This window comes from Agrobacterium sp. K11, from assembly GCF_059429395.1.
Window position 1 is genome coordinate 280,917 of record NZ_JCAHRB010000011.1, and the last position, 16,964, is coordinate 297,880.

The 16,964-nt window shown below is 57.9% G+C and carries 14 protein-coding genes and 1 tRNA gene; 6 read left to right on the forward strand and 9 right to left on the reverse strand.

Going from position 1 to position 16,964, the window contains the following annotated elements; translation table 11 throughout:
• Positions 1 to 186 precede the first annotated feature (186 nt).
• The gene (gene dusA / locus AC5SEO_RS21210; RefSeq protein ID WP_035252171.1) at positions 187 to 1,194 is read left to right on the forward strand and encodes a tRNA dihydrouridine(20/20a) synthase DusA; all 1,008 of its coding nucleotides are present in this window, start codon (positions 187 to 189) and stop codon (positions 1,192 to 1,194) included.
• A 5-nt stretch (positions 1,195 to 1,199) separates the two neighbouring features.
• Here the strand turns inward: dusA and AC5SEO_RS21215 are convergent, their stop codons facing one another.
• Entirely contained in the window at positions 1,200 to 2,000 is an 801-nt protein-coding gene (locus AC5SEO_RS21215) for a DUF72 domain-containing protein (RefSeq protein ID WP_174068357.1), read from the reverse strand.
• Between the two features lie 56 nt (positions 2,001 to 2,056).
• Positions 2,057 to 4,978, reverse strand: coding sequence for an excinuclease ABC subunit UvrA (uvrA, locus tag AC5SEO_RS21220; protein WP_003515263.1), 2,922 nt, complete (start codon positions 4,976 to 4,978; stop codon positions 2,057 to 2,059).
• A gap of 265 nt (positions 4,979 to 5,243) precedes the next feature.
• Between uvrA and AC5SEO_RS21225 the strand changes: the two genes are divergently transcribed.
• On the forward strand, positions 5,244 to 5,819 hold the full coding sequence (locus AC5SEO_RS21225; RefSeq protein ID WP_003515262.1) for a single-stranded DNA-binding protein: 576 nt from the start codon (positions 5,244 to 5,246) through the stop codon (positions 5,817 to 5,819).
• A 65-nt stretch (positions 5,820 to 5,884) separates the two neighbouring features.
• On the opposite strand, the gene AC5SEO_RS21230 is transcribed toward AC5SEO_RS21225, so the two are convergent.
• The gene (locus tag AC5SEO_RS21230) at positions 5,885 to 7,033 is read right to left on the reverse strand and encodes an HPP family protein (RefSeq protein WP_174068356.1); all 1,149 of its coding nucleotides are present in this window, start codon (positions 7,031 to 7,033) and stop codon (positions 5,885 to 5,887) included.
• A 123-nt stretch (positions 7,034 to 7,156) separates the two neighbouring features.
• Complete coding sequence (locus AC5SEO_RS21235; protein ID WP_003515260.1) at positions 7,157 to 7,786, reverse strand: MarC family protein; 630 nt, start codon at positions 7,784 to 7,786, stop codon at positions 7,157 to 7,159.
• 217 nt (positions 7,787 to 8,003) lie between these two features.
• On the opposite strand from AC5SEO_RS21235, the gene gyrA reads away from it, so the two are divergent.
• A complete protein-coding gene (gyrA, locus tag AC5SEO_RS21240) occupies positions 8,004 to 10,796 on the forward strand; it encodes a DNA gyrase subunit A (protein ID WP_025593447.1) in 2,793 nt (930 codons plus the stop codon).
• A gap of 94 nt (positions 10,797 to 10,890) precedes the next feature.
• Here the strand turns inward: gyrA and AC5SEO_RS21245 are convergent, their stop codons facing one another.
• The 3 genes from AC5SEO_RS21245 to AC5SEO_RS21255 form a co-directional block, all read right to left on the reverse strand.
• A complete protein-coding gene (locus AC5SEO_RS21245; protein WP_003515258.1) occupies positions 10,891 to 11,151 on the reverse strand; it encodes a hypothetical protein in 261 nt (86 codons plus the stop codon).
• An 84-nt stretch (positions 11,152 to 11,235) separates the two neighbouring features.
• Complete coding sequence (locus tag AC5SEO_RS21250) at positions 11,236 to 12,750, reverse strand: SPOR domain-containing protein (protein WP_174068355.1); 1,515 nt, start codon at positions 12,748 to 12,750, stop codon at positions 11,236 to 11,238.
• 148 nt (positions 12,751 to 12,898) lie between these two features.
• Complete coding sequence (locus AC5SEO_RS21255) at positions 12,899 to 13,609, reverse strand: hypothetical protein (protein WP_495364014.1); 711 nt, start codon at positions 13,607 to 13,609, stop codon at positions 12,899 to 12,901.
• A gap of 137 nt (positions 13,610 to 13,746) precedes the next feature.
• On the opposite strand from AC5SEO_RS21255, the gene AC5SEO_RS21260 reads away from it, so the two are divergent.
• The 3 genes from AC5SEO_RS21260 to AC5SEO_RS21270 all read left to right on the forward strand — a co-directional run bounded on the left by AC5SEO_RS21260 (position 13,747) and on the right by AC5SEO_RS21270 (position 14,926).
• Positions 13,747 to 14,010 carry a hypothetical protein gene (locus AC5SEO_RS21260; RefSeq protein ID WP_003515255.1) on the forward strand — a complete coding sequence of 88 codons (264 nt, stop codon included), beginning with the start codon at positions 13,747 to 13,749 and terminating at the stop codon, positions 14,008 to 14,010.
• A gap of 15 nt (positions 14,011 to 14,025) precedes the next feature.
• A complete protein-coding gene (locus AC5SEO_RS21265) occupies positions 14,026 to 14,253 on the forward strand; it encodes a hypothetical protein (protein WP_025593443.1) in 228 nt (75 codons plus the stop codon).
• 583 nt (positions 14,254 to 14,836) lie between these two features.
• Positions 14,837 to 14,926, forward strand: a tRNA-Ser gene (locus tag AC5SEO_RS21270).
• 210 nt (positions 14,927 to 15,136) lie between these two features.
• Here the strand turns inward: AC5SEO_RS21270 and AC5SEO_RS21275 are convergent.
• Both AC5SEO_RS21275 and AC5SEO_RS21280 read right to left on the reverse strand, forming a co-directional pair.
• Positions 15,137 to 16,192: an acyltransferase family protein gene (locus AC5SEO_RS21275; protein WP_003515253.1), complete on the reverse strand. Its 1,056-nt coding sequence runs from the start codon at positions 16,190 to 16,192 to the stop codon at positions 15,137 to 15,139.
• Between the two features lie 284 nt (positions 16,193 to 16,476).
• Entirely contained in the window at positions 16,477 to 16,815 is a 339-nt protein-coding gene (locus AC5SEO_RS21280; protein ID WP_003515252.1) for a hypothetical protein, read from the reverse strand.
• Positions 16,816 to 16,964: the final 149 nt, after the last annotated feature.

Below are 16,964 nucleotides of genomic sequence, written 5' to 3' on the forward strand. Positions count from 1 at the left end.
GATGATAGCATAACGTGACGGTGCATTTGCAAGCACAGATCGCCGCTGTCGTGGTGCAGTTCTTGGTGCAGCTAGGAAATTACGGCCCGTATGCTTTGAGTGGAGTCAAAGGGTTACGTGTGATAAAGAGTGGCCCAAAATGCCGCCGAGCACCTAGCCGGCAAAATGGTGAAGTTCTGGAATATCATGAAAAATCAATACCATAACGGAGAAAAAATCTTCGCAGTCGCCCCGATGATCGACTGGACCGATACGAGGTGCAGATTTCTGCACCGGCAATTGTCGAAGCGTGCGCTGCTTTATACGGAAATGATCGTTGCCGACGCCATCATCCATGGCCAGCGCGACAGGTTGCTCAACTATCACACTCAGGAACATCCAGTTGCATTGCAACTCGGTGGGTCGGATCCGGTAAAGCTTTCGGAGGCGGTGCGGATCGCCAGCGATTATGGCTATGACGAGATCAACCTCAATGTCGGCTGTCCTTCGGACCGGGTGCAATCCGGCACTTTCGGCGCATGTCTGATGCGCGAACCCGAGATTGTCGCGCAATGCGTGACGGCGATGAAGGCCGTTGCGAAGGTGCCGGTCACGGTCAAATGCCGCATTGGCGTGGACGATCAGGAGCCGGAAGCCGTGCTGCCGGATTTTCTTTCGCGGGTTGTGGCGGCGGGCGCGGATGCGGTCTGGATCCATGCGCGCAAGGCTTGGCTGCAAGGGCTTTCGCCGAAGGAAAACCGTGAGGTGCCGCCGCTCGATTATGATCTCGTCTATCGCATGAAGCGGGAAAATCCTGACATCTTCATCGGCATCAACGGCGGTATCTCCGATCTCGATCAGGCAAGCCTCCATCTGCAGCATATGGACGGCGTGATGCTGGGCCGTGCGGCCTATCACAATACGTCCATCCTTGCCGATGTCGACCATCGCATTTATGGCGAAGAGGCCCGGCAAGCTGACTGGATGGGGCTGCGTGATGCGATGATGGCCTACGCCGCCGACTATATCGCCGCCGGCGGGCGCCTCAATCACGTCACCCGCCACATGGTCGGCCTGTTTCAGGGCATGCCCGGCGCGCGCCGTTTCCGGCAAATCCTTTCCAGCGACGCCACACGACCGGGAGCTGGAACCGAGGTGATCGAGGCGGCGTTCGCGGCAGTCGATTTCAACCCGGCGAAAGAAATGGCTGGCTGAGCCAGTCAGACCAATTTCTGCAATACCTGTGCGCCGTTTGGTGCATTGACCTTGCCGCCGGTGATGAAGAAAGCGAAGACATCGCGAGGGGTCTTCTCGACTTTTCTATCGGGAGCGATCAGCGGCAGGTCATCCGGAACACCGCCCGCCGCATAGGTCTTGACCCGTTTTGCCCAATGGTCGATCTCGGCCTTCGGATAACAGGTCTCGATATCGTCTTCGCCCTTTTGCAGGCGGCAATAGAAGAAATCGGCAGTTACGTCAGCCAGCATCGGATAATCGTGATGGTCGGCGCAGACGACCGCGACCTTGTGTTTGGCGAGAAGATCGATGAATTCCGGCACCTGAAATGTCGGGTTTCGCACTTCCACCACGTGGCGAAGGCTAATGCCGTCCTGTTTTTCGGGCAGCAATGCCAGAAACGCGCCAAAATCCTCGGCGTCGAATTTTTTCGTCGGCGCGAATTGCCACAGGATGGGACCGAGATGGTGGCCGAGTTCTGTCAGTCCCTGCGTCAGGAACTTCGTCATGGATTCACCCGCCTCGGCCAGGACCTTGCGGTTGGTGACGAAGCGGCTTGCCTTCAGGGAGAAAACGAAATCCTCAGGCACGTCCGCCGCCCATTTGGCGAAGGTCTCGGGTTTCTGGCTGCTATAATAGGTGCCGTTCACCTCGATCGCCGTCAATTGCCGGCTGGCATGTTCCAGCTGGCGTTTCTTCGGCAGTTTTTCCGGATAAAACGTGCCTTCCCACGGCTCGAAAGTCCAGCCGCCGATACCGGTGCGGATCGTGCCTGATGTCGACATATACTGTTCCTCCTCGGGCTATCGGCCTTACGTACCCTTGCTGCGAAAGGTGCGGATTACTCCGCAGCCTCGCGTTTTCCGGCTGGCCGGCGTTCTAGAAGTTCCTTCAGGAAATGGCCGGTATAGGAGCGCTCGTTCTTGACGATGTCTTCCGGCGTTCCGGTTGCCACCACTTCGCCGCCGCCCGTGCCGCCTTCGGGGCCAATATCGATGATCCAGTCGGCCGTCTTGATGACTTCGAGATTGTGCTCGATTACCACGACGGAATTGCCCTGATCCACCAGCGCCTGCAGCATTTCCAAAAGCTTGTTGACGTCGTGGAAATGGAGACCCGTCGTCGGTTCATCGAGGATGTAGAGCGTGCGACCGGTGGAGCGTTTTGACAGTTCCTTGGCGAGCTTGACGCGCTGCGCCTCGCCGCCGGAGAGCGTATTGGCCTGCTGGCCGACCTTGATGTAACCAAGGCCGACATCGAACAGCGCTTGCAGCTTGTCACGCACGGCCGGAACGGCGGCGAAGAATTCAACGCCTTCTTCCACCGTCATATCAAGCACGTCGGCAATGGACTTGCCCTTGAAGGTCACATCCAGCGTCTCGCGATTGTAACGCTTGCCGTGGCAGACGTCGCAGGTGACATAGACATCAGGCAGGAAGTGCATCTCGATCTTGATGACGCCGTCGCCCTGGCAGGCTTCGCAGCGGCCACCCTTGACGTTGAAGGAGAAACGGCCAGGTGCATAACCTCGCGCCTTCGCCTCCGGCAGACCGGCGAACCAGTCACGGATAGGCGTAAATGCGCCGGTGTAGGTGGCGGGGTTTGATCGTGGCGTGCGGCCGATTGGCGACTGGTCGATATCGATCACCTTGTCGATGAATTCGAAACCATCGATGCGGTCATGCTCGGCCGGAATTTCGCGCGCGCCCATCACCCGGCGTGCTGCCGACTTATAGAGCGTCTCGATCAGGAAGGTGGATTTGCCACCACCCGACACGCCGGTAACGGCGGTGAACACGCCAAGGGGAACGGCCGCAGTCACATTCTTCAGGTTGTTGCCGCGTGCGCCAAAAACCTTGATTTCGCGGCCCTTCTTCGGCTTGCGGCGTTCTGCCGGCACGGCGACGCCAAGTTCGCCGGATAGATATTTGCCGGTCAGCGATTTCGGATTGGCCATGACCTCCTGCGGCGTGCCTTCGGCGATGACCTGACCGCCGTGAATGCCGGCGGCGGGGCCGATATCGACAACGTAATCCGCCGTCAGAATGGCATCCTCGTCGTGTTCGACCACAATCACCGTATTGCCGATATCACGCAGATGTTTCAGCGTATCGAGCAGGCGGGCATTGTCGCGCTGGTGCAGGCCGATGGAGGGCTCGTCCAGAACATAGAGCACACCCGTGAGGCCGGAACCGATCTGCGAAGCAAGCCGGATGCGCTGGCTTTCTCCGCCGGAAAGCGTTCCGGAATTGCGTGACAGGCTGAGATAATCCAGCCCGACATCGTTGAGGAATCGCAGACGTTCGCGGATTTCCTTGAGAATGCGAACCGCGATCTCGTTCTGTTTGGCGTTCAGATTTTCCGGCAGCGTCTCGAACCAGTCGCGTGCCATACGGATCGACATCTGGGTGACTTCGCCGATGTGCATCCTGTTGATCTTGACGGCGAGCGCTTCCGGCTTCAGGCGATAGCCGGCGCAGGCCGGGCAGGGGGCCGCCGACATATAACGCTCGATTTCCTCGCGCGCCCAGGCGCTGTCAGTCTCTTTCCAGCGACGCTCCAGATTGGGAACGATGCCTTCGAAATTCTTCACCGTCTTGTAGGAGCGCGCACCGTCCTGATAGTTGAACTCGATCTTGTCGTCAGTGCCCTGGAGAATGGCGTGCTGCGCCTCTTTCGAAAGGTCCGTCCATTTGCTCGACAGCTTGAAACCGAAGGCCTTGCCCAGCGCCTCCAGCGTCTGGTTGTAATAGGGGGAAGACGACTTGGCCCAGGGGGCGATCGCGCCATCCCGCAGGGTGCGTGCAGGTTCGGGCACGATCAGGTTTTCGTCCACCTTCTGCTGCGAGCCGAGACCGTCACAGGTGGGGCAGGCGCCGAAGGGATTGTTGAAGGAGAAAAGCCGGGGCTCGATTTCCGGGATGGTGAAGCCGGAGACCGGGCAGGCGAATTTTTCCGAAAACAGCATACGCTCGTGGGTCTCATTGAGCGATTTGTTTGCGGAGCCGCCAGCCGAGGTTTCTTCCGGCGGCAGGGGCTTGTCGGCAAATTCGGCCACTGCCAACCCGTCGGCAAGCTTGAGGCAGGTCTCGAGACTGTCGGCAAGGCGTGCTGCCATATCCGGGCGCACGACGGCGCGGTCCACCACCACATCGATATCGTGTTTGTACTTCTTGTCGAGGACGGGAACGTCAGCGATCTCGTAGAACTGGCCATCCACCTTGACGCGCTGGAAGCCCTTCTTCATCAGCTCGGCGAGTTCCTTTTTATATTCGCCTTTGCGGCCGCGCACGATCGGCGCGAGAATATAAAGGCGCGTGCCTTCCTCGAAGGCAAGGATACGGTCGACCATCTGGCTGACCGTCTGGCTCTCGATCGGCAGGCCCGTCGCCGGCGAGTAAGGCACGCCGACACGCGCAAACAGCAGGCGCATATAGTCGTAGATTTCCGTGACCGTGCCGACCGTGGAGCGCGGGTTCTTCGAGGTGGTTTTCTGCTCGATGGAAATCGCCGGAGAAAGCCCCTCGATGCGGTCTACATCCGGCTTCTGCATCATTTCGAGGAACTGGCGCGCATAGGCCGAGAGGCTCTCGACATAACGGCGCTGGCCCTCAGCATAGATTGTGTCGAAGGCGAGCGACGACTTGCCCGAGCCGGAGAGCCCGGTCATGACGATCAGCTTATTGCGCGGTAGATCCAGATCGATACCCTTGAGGTTATGCTCACGGGCACCACGGATGGAAATCGTCTTCAGTTCACTCATGATAAAGCTCGGACAAAATTAACAGGCCTGATGGCGGCGCGTCCTTATGTAGTGACGCAACCGGACGTGTCGAGGTTTATTCCCTATCGATCGATGGCTTTTCGGCTCACTTGACTCGAATTTCGTGATTTAATAGAACAAAAAAGGAACAAATTGCAAGTGCGAATGTACTCTCTGAGAAAGTCGGGATTATTCGCTGTGGATTGTTCCCCGTTGCGGTGCCCTTTGCGGGCGGCGATGGTTATTGTGTACGGGATTTTTTGAAATGCAATTGCCGGTCACGATGGCTGGCGGACAGGATGACGAGATGGCTGGTAGCGTAAACAAGGTAATTCTGATTGGGAACGTTGGCGCCGATCCCGAAATTCGCCGGACGCAGGACGGCCGTCCGATTGCCAATCTGCGTATCGCCACGTCGGAGACGTGGCGGGACCGCAACAGCGGCGAGCGCAAGGAAAAGACAGAATGGCACACGGTCGTCGTTTTCAACGAAGGCCTGTGCAAGGTTGTCGAACAATATGTGAAAAAGGGCGCCAAGCTCTATATTGAAGGCCAGCTGCAGACGCGCAAGTGGCAGGACCAGACCGGTAACGACCGTTACTCCACCGAAGTGGTACTGCAGGGCTTCAACTCCACGCTGACGATGCTCGACGGTCGCGGCGAAGGTGGCGGCGGCAGCCGCAGCGGTGGCGACATCGGCGGTGGAGATTATGGCAGCGGCGGCGGTAACTACGGTGGCGGTTACGACCAGCAGCCGGCGGCCCGCGGCGGTGCCTCGCGTGGCGGCAGCCAGCCTTCCGGCGGCTTCTCCAGTGACATGGACGACGATATCCCGTTCTGATCGGGACCGAGATTGACGGGGCGGGCGCCGGTCGAACCGGTTGCCCGCTTCAAGGTCGCGACGACCTATGCCGCGGCTTTGTCCGCCAGCATCGCAACCATGACATCGGACTGCGAAAGAATACCCACCATCTTGCCGTTGGCGTCGATCACCGGCAGGTAATGCAGGCCTTCCTCCGCAAAGCGGATGATTGCTTCCTCGATCGCCGTTTCCGGCCGCACGGTTCTAACAGGCGATGTCATCATATCCTTGACGGTATCGTTAGGTGCGCTTTCGCCTGAGAGGATAAGGCGCAGGCGCTGCAGGAAACCGATGGAAGGGCGGCCGTTTCTCCAGCTAGCCTTTTCAAGAAAATCCGTCTGAGTGACGATGCCGACGATTTCGGCCCTGTCGTTGGTCACGGGCAGAGCCTTGAAATGGCGGTTGCGCATCAGTGAATGGGCGTGGCGCAGGCTATCATCCGGGGCGACGCCGACCACATCGCGCGACATGACGCTGGCGCAATCGAGGTGGAGGGCGCGGCGGCGCCAGGAGCGCAATTCCGTCTTGCGCAAAATCATCTCCAGCACATCGCGATCAATATCGAGAACCTCGTCATATTCCTTCAGCACCTCGTCCAGATCGGCTGAGGAAAAGCCGATTTTCTGTATCGGCGTCGGGTCTGCCGTGCCGTGGCTGGCCTTTCCAAACCTCAGGCCGTGCGGATAGGCGCGGCCGGTGGCATTGTTATAAACGAGCGCGAGGATGAGAAGGATGAGCGAGTTTCCGGCGACCGGCCAGAGAATAAAGCCATAGCCGAGACTATGCACGGCGGGACCGCCGAGAACGGCCGTCAGCGCCACCGCGCCGCTTGGCGGGTGCAGGCAGCGCAGCGCCATCATGGCAGCAATGGCAAGGCTTATGGCAAGCGCGCTGGCAAGGAAAATATCCGGAACGAGTAAAGCCACCGTCACACCCACGAAAGCCGACACGATGTTGCCGCAGAGGATCGACCAGGGCTGCGCAAGGGGGCTGGATGGCACGGCGAATAAAAGCACCGCCGAGGCGCCCATCGGCGCGATCATGGCGGGCAGGGCAGGGTCTAAGCGGAAAGCAAGGCTGCCCAGAAGTCCGGTCAGCGAAATGCCGACGAAGGCGCCCGCCGCAGCGCGCAGCCTTTCCCGGTTACTGACGGGAGCGGCATCCGGGATGAGGCGGCGCAGCGTGGATCGCATGGAGAGAGCTTTCTGGTGCGGAAAAAAGATGCGCGTCTTTTAACCGAGGCAGGAGCCGGATTCAAAGGGCGGATTTTTCGCAAATCCGGCCGGTTGCGGCATTTTGTTGCGAACCGATGGTCGTCAGAATGCGAAGGCCGATTTTATGCCGTCCACTACGAACTGCACGGAAAGCGCGGCAAGAAGGACGCCGAGCAGCCTTGTCAGGATCGCGCGGCCGGTATTGCCGAGAAAACGGTCCATGCGTTCCGAGACGATCAGGGTGGCGTAGACGAGGGCCATGGCGAAGGCGAGGATGAGAATAAGCACGACCATTTCGAGCGTCGTTTTCATCGTTCCCGCCAGGAGCACGGTCGCGGAAATGGCGCCAGGCCCGGCGATCAACGGCAAGGCGAGCGGAAAGACCGCCAGATTGTGCAGATGGTCCTTGGTTATGGCAATCTCCGAGGTCTTTTCCTTGCGCTCCTGGCGTTTCTCGAAAATCATCTCGAAGGAAATCCAGAACAGCAGCAGGCCACCGGCGATGCGGAAGGCACCCAGCGAAATGCCGAGAAGGTTGAGGATGGTGAGACCGAACAGGGCGAAGATGGCGAGAATGCCGAAGGCGATGATTGAGCCGCGCAGAGCCACCTGGGCGCGCTGGTCGCGCGTCATTCCAACCGTGAGTGCGAGAAATACGGGCGCGAGACCGGGCGGATCGAGCGTGACCAGAAGTGTTGTAAGCGCGTTGATGAGCGTTTCGCTGCTGGCCATTCTTTCCCCGCCTGTTCTGTTTTTAGGCCGGAGCCTACGCAAGTCGTACTCGCTTTGAAAGGGAGCGGCGTCGCTTTTGCCAACCTAAATGGCGAAAAGCGGGGTATGTCTTGCAAATGACGCAAAAGACTGTTCAAAACTCGCCGGGAAATTGGCTTAACGTGGCTGTTTCCGCTATAAAAATCCATCCGATTCTTAACAGAGAATGTGATCCGTTTTGACTGACCAGAGCCCCCCCGGCGGCGGAAAACTTCCGCCAGGCATTGAACCGATTTCCATCATTGAGGAAATGCAGCGGTCCTATCTCGATTACGCCATGAGCGTTATCGTTTCCCGCGCGCTTCCCGATGTCCGTGACGGTCTGAAGCCGGTTCATCGCCGTATTCTTTACGGCATGTCCGAACTCGGCATCGACTGGAACAAGAAATACGTCAAATGCGCCCGCGTCACCGGTGACGTGATGGGTAAATTCCATCCGCACGGCAATGCGGCGATTTACGATGCGCTGGCGCGTATGGCGCAGGACTGGTCTCTTCGCCTGCCGCTGATCGACGGACAGGGCAACTTCGGCTCCATCGACGGCGATCCGCCGGCGGCCGAACGTTACACCGAGTGCCGTCTCGAAAAGGCAGCGCATTCGCTTCTCGACGATCTCGACAAGGAAACGGTGGATTTCCGCGACAACTATGACGGCACCTTGCATGAGCCGGTCGTCATTCCCGCGAAATTCCCGAACCTTCTGGTCAACGGGGCAGGTGGCATCGCCGTCGGCATGGCGACGAATATTCCGCCGCACAATCTTTCCGAAGTCATCGACGGCTGTATCGCCCTCATCGACAATCCGGCGATCGAGCTGCTGGAACTGATGCAGATCATTCCCGGCCCGGACTTTCCGACCGGCGCGCTCATCATGGGCCGTTCCGGCATTCGCTCTGCCTATGAGACGGGTCGCGGATCGGTCATCATGCGCGGCCGTGCGACCATCGAGCCGATGCGCGGCGACCGCGAGCAGATCATCATCACCGAGGTTCCCTATCAGGTGAACAAGGCGACGATGATCGAGAAGATGGCCGAACTGGTCAAGGAAAAGCGCATCGAGGGTATTTCCGATCTGCGCGACGAGTCCGACCGCCAGGGTTATCGCGTCGTCGTCGAGCTGAAGCGCGACGCCAATGCCGAAGTCATCCTGAACCAGATCTATCGCTACACGCCGCTGCAGACCTCCTTCGGCTGCAACATGGTGGCGCTGAACGGCGGCAAGCCTGAACAGATGACGCTGCTGGACATGCTGCGCGCCTTCGTGTCCTTCCGTGAGGATGTCGTCAGCCGCCGCACGAAGTATCTGCTGCGCAAGGCGCGCGACCGCGCGCATGTGTTGGTCGGTCTGGCGATCTCGGTTGCCAATATCGACGAAGTCATCCGCGTCATTCGTCATGCTCCCGATCCGGCTTCGGCCCGTGAGGAGCTGATGACGCGGCGCTGGCCGGCGCAGGATGTGGAAAGCTTGATCCGTCTCATCGACGATCCGCGCCACCGCATCAATGAAGACGGCACCTACAATCTCTCCGAAGAGCAGGCACGCGCCATTCTCGAATTGCGCCTTGCCCGCCTGACGGCGCTTGGCCGCGACGAAATCGGCGACGAGCTGAACAAGATCGGTGCGGAAATCAGCGAATATCTCGAAATCCTGTCTTCACGGCTGCGCATCATGCAGATCGTCAAGGATGAGCTTATTGCCATCCGCGATGAGTTCGGCACGCCACGCCGGTCCGAGATCGTCGAAGGCGGTCCTGACATGGATGATGAAGACCTCATCTCCCGCGAAGATATGGTCGTCACCGTTTCGCATCTCGGCTACATCAAGCGCGTGCCGCTGACCACCTACCGGGCACAGCGTCGCGGCGGCAAGGGCCGTTCCGGCATGGCGACGCGCGACGAAGATTTCGTCAACCGTCTCTTTGTCGCCAATACCCATACGCCGGTGCTGTTTTTCTCCTCGCGCGGCATCGTGTACAAGGAAAAGGTCTGGCGCCTTCCGATCGGTACGCCGCAGTCGAAGGGCAAGGCCCTCATCAACATGCTGCCGCTGGAACCAGGCGAGCGCATCACCACCATCATGCCGTTGCCCGAGGACGAAACGACCTGGGAAACGCTCGATGTGATGTTCTCGACGACGCGCGGCACGGTTCGCCGCAACAAGCTCGGCGATTTCGTGCAGGTCAACCGCAACGGCAAGATCGCCATGAAGCTGGAGGAGGAGGGCGATGAAATCCTCTCCGTCGAAACCTGTACCGACCAGGATGACGTGTTGCTAACGACGGCACTCGGCCAGTGCATCCGCTTCCCCGTCGACGATGTCCGCGTCTTCGCCGGCCGCAACTCGGTTGGCGTGCGCGGTATCAACATGGCGGATGGCGACCGCATCATCTCCATGACCATTGTGGGCCATGTGGAAGCTGAACCGTGGGAGCGTGCGGCCTACCTCAAGCGTTCGGCCACCGAGCGGCGTGCCGCCGGGGTCGATGAGGAAGATATCGCACTGGTTGGCGAGGAAGTCGCGGAAGAAGGCGAACTCAGCGAAGAGCGTTATCAGGAACTGAAGGCACGCGAAGAATTCGTGCTGACCGTCTCTGAAAAAGGCTATGGCAAGCGTTCTTCGTCTTACGACTTCCGCACATCGGGTCGTGGCGGCAAGGGCATCCGCGCCACAGATACCTCGAAGACGACGGAAATCGGCGAACTCGTTGCGGCCTTCCCGGTGGACGAAGGCGACCAGATCATGCTGGTTTCCGATGGCGGCCAGCTGATCCGTGTGCCGGTAAACGGCATCCGTATCGCAAGCCGCGCCACCAAGGGCGTGACGATCTTCTCCACCGCCAAGGATGAGAAGGTGGTTTCCGTGGAACGTATCAACGAGCCTGAAGGCGACGAAGAGGCGGAAAACGGCAATGGCGAAGATGTGGCAGACACTCTGCCGGATACGCCAGAGGCACCGGAGAGCGAGGCGTAAGCCGCCTCGTTTCTTCATTGTCAATCAACAAAAACCCCGCGGTGCACAGGCTCCGCGGGGTTTTTCTTTGTCTCGTCCGATTATGTTTGGTTTGTCAGCGGATCCGGATATGGACCGGTGCACGCCCGGAGCGGCGGCCGACATGAAGGTGGATATTTGCTTCCGGCTGATTGGCACGCCAGGCGCGGGCGCCATGCGACAGAAGCAGGCTGACGAGATCACGCGTCTTTGCCTTGGAGCGGTTAAGACCGAGATCGGCAATGCGCATTGCCGCCTCGTGAATGGGATGCAGAACCGACAGACTGCCTTGCCCGTTGCCAGACGCAATGTCCGAATAGTTCTCGTTAACTGCCATCTTGGAAAGCCTCGCTACACATTACACAATTCGAGGAGACAGGCGATGTTTCAACACATAAGCCACCGCCTGCGCGAACGTCGATTACTGGAGTGACGCCCAGCAGCTGACGCCTTTCTTTTTCAATGCATTGCATGCATTTACCGCGGCGGCCTGGCCGTCGAAGCCGCCGAAGCGGGCGCGGTATACCTGGGAGCCTTCTCTGCTGAAGGCCACCGTGAAGGGTTTTGCGGACCGAAGGGCGGCGCCGCCTTTTTCCTGCGCATTCTGCAACAGGCCACGTGCCGAGTTTTCATCCGGCGATGCGCCAATCTGGATCACCCAACCGCCCTGCTGAGCTTCAGCCTTTGCCGAAACGGAAGGGGTGGAGGGCACAGATGCCGGTGTGGACGCGGTGACGATATTGTCCACCTTGGTCGAGTTGGTAATCAACTTGCGGTCAGGCGCGACGGCTACCTGAGAAATAGGATCCTTGCCCTTCTGCCAGGTGGCGGCTTCCATGGCCTTTACGGCCGCATTGGAAGAGGAGCCTGCAAAGGCAGTAACCGGCGCGTCCTCGTAACGGGTCTGCGGTACGGGGCCGGCATGGGGCAGGCCGGAATCTGTCGCAGCGACAGCTGCGGACGGAGCAGCGACTGCCACAGGTGGAGCAGCAACAGCCACAGCGACTGGCTCTTCGACAGGTGCCGATCTCGTCTGCGCAATCAGGTTGCTGTTGCCGCTGCGGGAGGCCTGCGGCAGATAGGTCGCAACAAGCTTGCGCATGGTGGCGTCACGGGCAGCGCTCGAGCGGCCGCCAAGAACGACGGCGACGATGGAGCGACCGTCTAGCTGTGCCGATGTTGCAAGATTGCTTCCGGCAGCACGGGTATAACCGGTCTTGATGCCATCTACGCCGCGCACGGTTCCCACGAGACGATTGTGGTTGCCGATGACCTGCTTGCCGAAATTGAAGGTGCGCGTGGAGAAGTAGCCGTAATATTGCGGGAAATGCTGGCGAAGGGCGATGCCAAGGCGGGCCTGGTCACGCGCCGTCGTCATCTGCGCCGTGTTTGGCAGGCCGTTGGCGTTACGATAGGTCGTGCGGGTCATGCCGAGCGCACGGGCCTTGGCGGTCATCATTCTGGCAAATCGGTCTTCGGAGCCGCCGATATATTCACCGAGTGCGGTGGCCATGTCGTTGGCGGAACGGGTGACGAGCGCAAGAATTGCCTGCTCGACCGTGATGCTGCCACCGGCGCGCACGCCGAGCTTGGAAGGAGGCTCCTTGGCGGCGTTGGCCGAAACCGGCACCTTGGAATCGAGCGAAATTCGCCCGGAATTGAGCGCCTCGAACGTAAGATAAAGCGTCATCATCTTCGTCAGCGAGGCAGGATAGCGCAGGCCATCCGGATCTTCGCCATAGAGAACCTTGCCGGTCTTGGCATCAATGACGATGCCCGCATATTTCGGGTCCGCCTGTGCGGTGCCAACGGATGTTGCGGTTATGAACGCCGCAGCAAGGGTCAACGCAACAAACCTTACCAAAGACGTCGCACCCGCTTTGCGCGAATTTGCCCCAAATAGACTTTTCAACACTGCTGAACTCTTCAATCGCATATTTCTGTTCCGCTCGGACGCGCCCCGCCCGAGTGCTCCGGGAAGAAACTTTATCGGGATGGCGTTACCAAGTGGTTTATGAAAGGTATCCACGCTCCATAAAATGCGACTTTTCGGGCGCAATCTGTCTCACGCCTTTTCACGGATTTCAGTCTTTTACGAGGCGCTGCTCGATGTAGCGTTTCACGCCTGCGTCGAGTTCTTTCCATTGTGGCAGCAAGGTTGCGGAGAATCGGTAGAACAGGCTGAGGTCTTGGCCGGCGTGGATATCCCTCTGGCAGTCGCTGCCCGTCGACTCCTGCTGGGTTTGCGGCAGAAGGCAGCGCACGACATAGTCGCTTTCGCCCTCTCGCTGCCCGGTCAATATGACTTCCTTGCCGTAACCTGCGTCGGCACGCAGGCGGTGCAGTGTGAGGCCGTGTTTCAGCGGCACAGGCTCTCCTTCCGTCAACCGGGCATAGATCGGCCCGAAACGGCCGGACATGTCCTCAGACATCGTGCTTTGCGATAGCTGGATGAAAATAAGCCCTGCTGCCTGCGCCGGATCATCGAAAACAGCGCGATTGGAGTCTTCATATCCCTCGAGATCCGGCCAGGTGAGATAAAGATCGGCCCGCTCTCGCTCTCCATCATGGCGGTCGGAAGGTACACGCAGCGTGTTTTTCGCAAGTTTCAGCCGGTCATTGCCGATTGTGATCTCCACCGCGTCGGTTGCTGTCGTGTGGCCCGCCTGAAGGATCCGCTCGCCGTACCATTTAACGCCGATATTAAGGGCAGCAACAAAGCATATAATAATGACGGCAATGATGATTGCGCGCCGTATCAGGGAGGATGAAAGCAGGGGGGCTTCGTTGTGCATGAGCTTCCGACTTGTTCTTGCCACTGGACGCGTTTTCCACACTGAAAACAGACGGGCAAAGCTTTAACCTGCGGCGATCGCCATTGAAATGCTGTTTTGCCGCTGCTACCTGATAGGGTGCAAGCAAAGGACGGCATATGGCAGCGCGCGACAGATATTCCCGGAAACTCGAATGTTCCAAATGCGGTCATCAGGGTTTTGCCGAGGTGTCGGAATCGGATGAGAAAGACCGCCGTAACCTTGATTTTCGCGTTGATGAAATGCCGCGTGGATTCCGCACCGAGCGTGCCTCGGTCGATCCAACGGAATTCATGATCCGCTGCGGTCAGTGCGGCAACATATTCCGTTTCCTGCAAAAAACCGCCTATGCGCCGGGAGGCGAGCCGCGCGTCAAGGCCTGAACGGAAGGTACCGGGATGACTGTACCGCAACAACCCAATGGGGCGCCGCCTAGGCGCAAGCCAATCTGGCCGTGGATCGTGCTGCTGGTGCTGACGCTTTGCGCCATCTATTCCTACAATCGCGCCAACGAGATCATTATGGAGTTTTCCGACACGTTACCGCCGGCGCTGCTGAACCTTTTCGAGGATATTTTCCGGGGCGGTTTTCGGCACGGCGATGGCGGACCGAGCATCGGTGTCTAAACCATAAAGCAGGTAACGCACCCCAGTCTTTATCCGCCGGTCGCAGTTTTTCGGTAGTATAAAAGAAAAAAGCCCCGCAAACGGGCGGGGCAGGTTGATCGCTCGGGGAAAGTTGGGCAATGCCCGGGAGCGATGCGGCTATATAAATGACAATATTACTGACGCGATAGGCCACTTCCGTCCCAAACAGTACGCCGACGCATAAAATTTGCTCAAGCAGGAAGAATTTAGGAATATCAACTGGCCAAATCTGTCAGGCAACTTGACAGGAGGTCGTTTTATTCTTCGATTGCCTCGAATTGCACATATTCGCGCCTAACATAACGGGACATGAGCAGACGCATGGATAAATCCGGAATCTTCTTCGTGGCGCTTTTATTGGTGCTTGTGGCAATCGTGCTGAGTCTGGCGCTATTCCACTCGCCTCAGCAAAGTCCGGCACTTCCTTCGGGCGAGGGGTCTCTGCTGCCGCCGGCAACGACACAAGGACAATGAGGTGCTGACGGATGCGAAGAGGCTGTGCGCGCGTGCGCCATCGGGATTGACGGCCTTTTTCAAAACGCTATAAAGCCTCACCACCGATGGATGGGTGTCCGAGTGGTTTAAGGAACCGGTCTTGAAAACCGGCGTGCGTGAGAGCGTACCGTGGGTTCGAATCCCACCCCATCTGCCACTTTCGTTTTGCATATGTTCTCATTGGCCCTTGCGCGGCTCCCGTCGCAGCAGGTTCCAAACCCTGCGACCACGATCCTCTTATCGTCCAGCGCGTGCTTATCACTGAGGGATTGCCGCCGAAGGGACTGCTTGCGGTCTGAGATGGCATGCTCATTTCGCGATATTCTCACAGTTCCACCCGTTGTCGATCGGCATCCCTACGTGTGGCCTAAGCGGTGGCACTTATTGTCCGATGCTCCTGTGCCGCCGGCTTGAGACGCTTGGCCAAAGGTCGCTCGACAAATCTCTCAAAGACATAAGCCGCGGCAACGACTATCAGGGGGAAAGTCAGCCAAAGCGTTATGTACGCGCCATCCGTCCTATCTAGACCAGCAATTCTTCTGATGATTGGGAAATAGACATAGATCATCGGAACGTGCAGCAAATAGATTGCGAAAGATAGACGCCCGAGGGCATGCATGAGCCTCCCACTGCGTAGATCAGAACATAGTAACACTAGCCCCGACGTCAGCAGCAAGATGATAGTGTCTGCTATGGCTCCTGACGATGAATGCGCGACGATTAACGCAAAGATTACCAAGAAAATGGCGCGCGTGCCCCGATTTTTTATGTGCAACGATCCAATCGCCAGTGAAAAATGGCCTAATATCGCCCCGTAGAAAAAAAGCGGTATGGCGCGAACAAGAGCCAAGTGCTCATGTAAGTGCGCAATCGACTTTCCTAATAAAACAAAAACGACGATCGCCGCTGCAGACAACCAAAAAGTAGCTCCCACCAAGATATGGTGCGGACTGCCAACCTTTGGGAAATAGGGAATGGAAAAGGCATAGATCGCGTAGCAGACTAAGAGTGCAGACAGCGTCCACGTGGGTACGTTCCAAGCCTGATCCGTAAAAATAAAACTATTAGTCAGTAATAGTTGCGACACGAATGCGGAGGGCGCAAAAAATGAAGGGTCGTTAGTTGTAAATCCAGCCGCCTTTGTGAGCAGAAAGTAACATAGAAAAAGCATCATGATTATTGCGTGTGGTGGCCACAAGCGAAGTAATCGACCCCTCATGAAATCACCGGGAGAAAGTTTTTTCGATTGGAGTTTTTCTTTATATGCGATTGCTATGATGAAACCCGACAAGATTATAAAGAAGTCGGTTCCGATCCAGCCTTTGTGGAAAATTGGAGAGACCACCCGCAAATCCCACGGTGAAACCACCAGCATGTGATAGACAACAATATACAATGAGACCAAAAATCTAAGTGCTGACATAATAATTACCTCAAATATAAGTAATATATTAAATCAGCATTTTCTTACGGGTCAACATCTTTCACTAGGCGCTCGATCGCATCGCAATATTCTTCGCATGGACGATTTCAACGCGGTAGGTGCTTAAACGTGACAAACACCCCATCTGCCATAAAATTCCAAACAGACAGTTTGAAATCAACAGGACCGGCAGCGTTAGCGACGCGGTGTACTTTAGCTTGGAAATTTCTTGAATCGCCGAAATGAAGAAACCCGCCTGTCGGCGGGTTCCGTTGATTAATATATTAGAGTTCAGGACAGCCGCGTTCGTTCGCGAATGTGATGCGCTCCGGTCCTCGGCGGGTGAAGCCCTGGACGACGACGCGACCGGGTGTGACGCGCACGATTTCGGGGTCGCGCAGGCCTGCCTCGCGGGCGGCGGCGCGGGCTTCGCGTTCGCCGCAACCACGCATGCGCGGAGGTCCTCGGCGGTCCATGTCGCGGTCGCGATCACGTATAACCGGGCGAACGCCGTCTGGGCCGATCCGCAGCTCCATGTCCTGCGCACTTGCGTGAATAGGCGCGGCAATGGACACCAACGCGATGCCGAGTGCCAGGCCGGCGGTTTTTATTGACTTGATCATGTTCCCTCACTCAGCCGAAAACCGGCGGAAGCTCGTGTGTTTGCGAGGAGAAAACGCGGTCGGGCTTCGTTTGTTCCTTGAGCAGGAGACATCTCAAGACGGCGCGTTTACAGGCGCATCAGGCTTCCCGTGCTGCGGAAAAGACATAA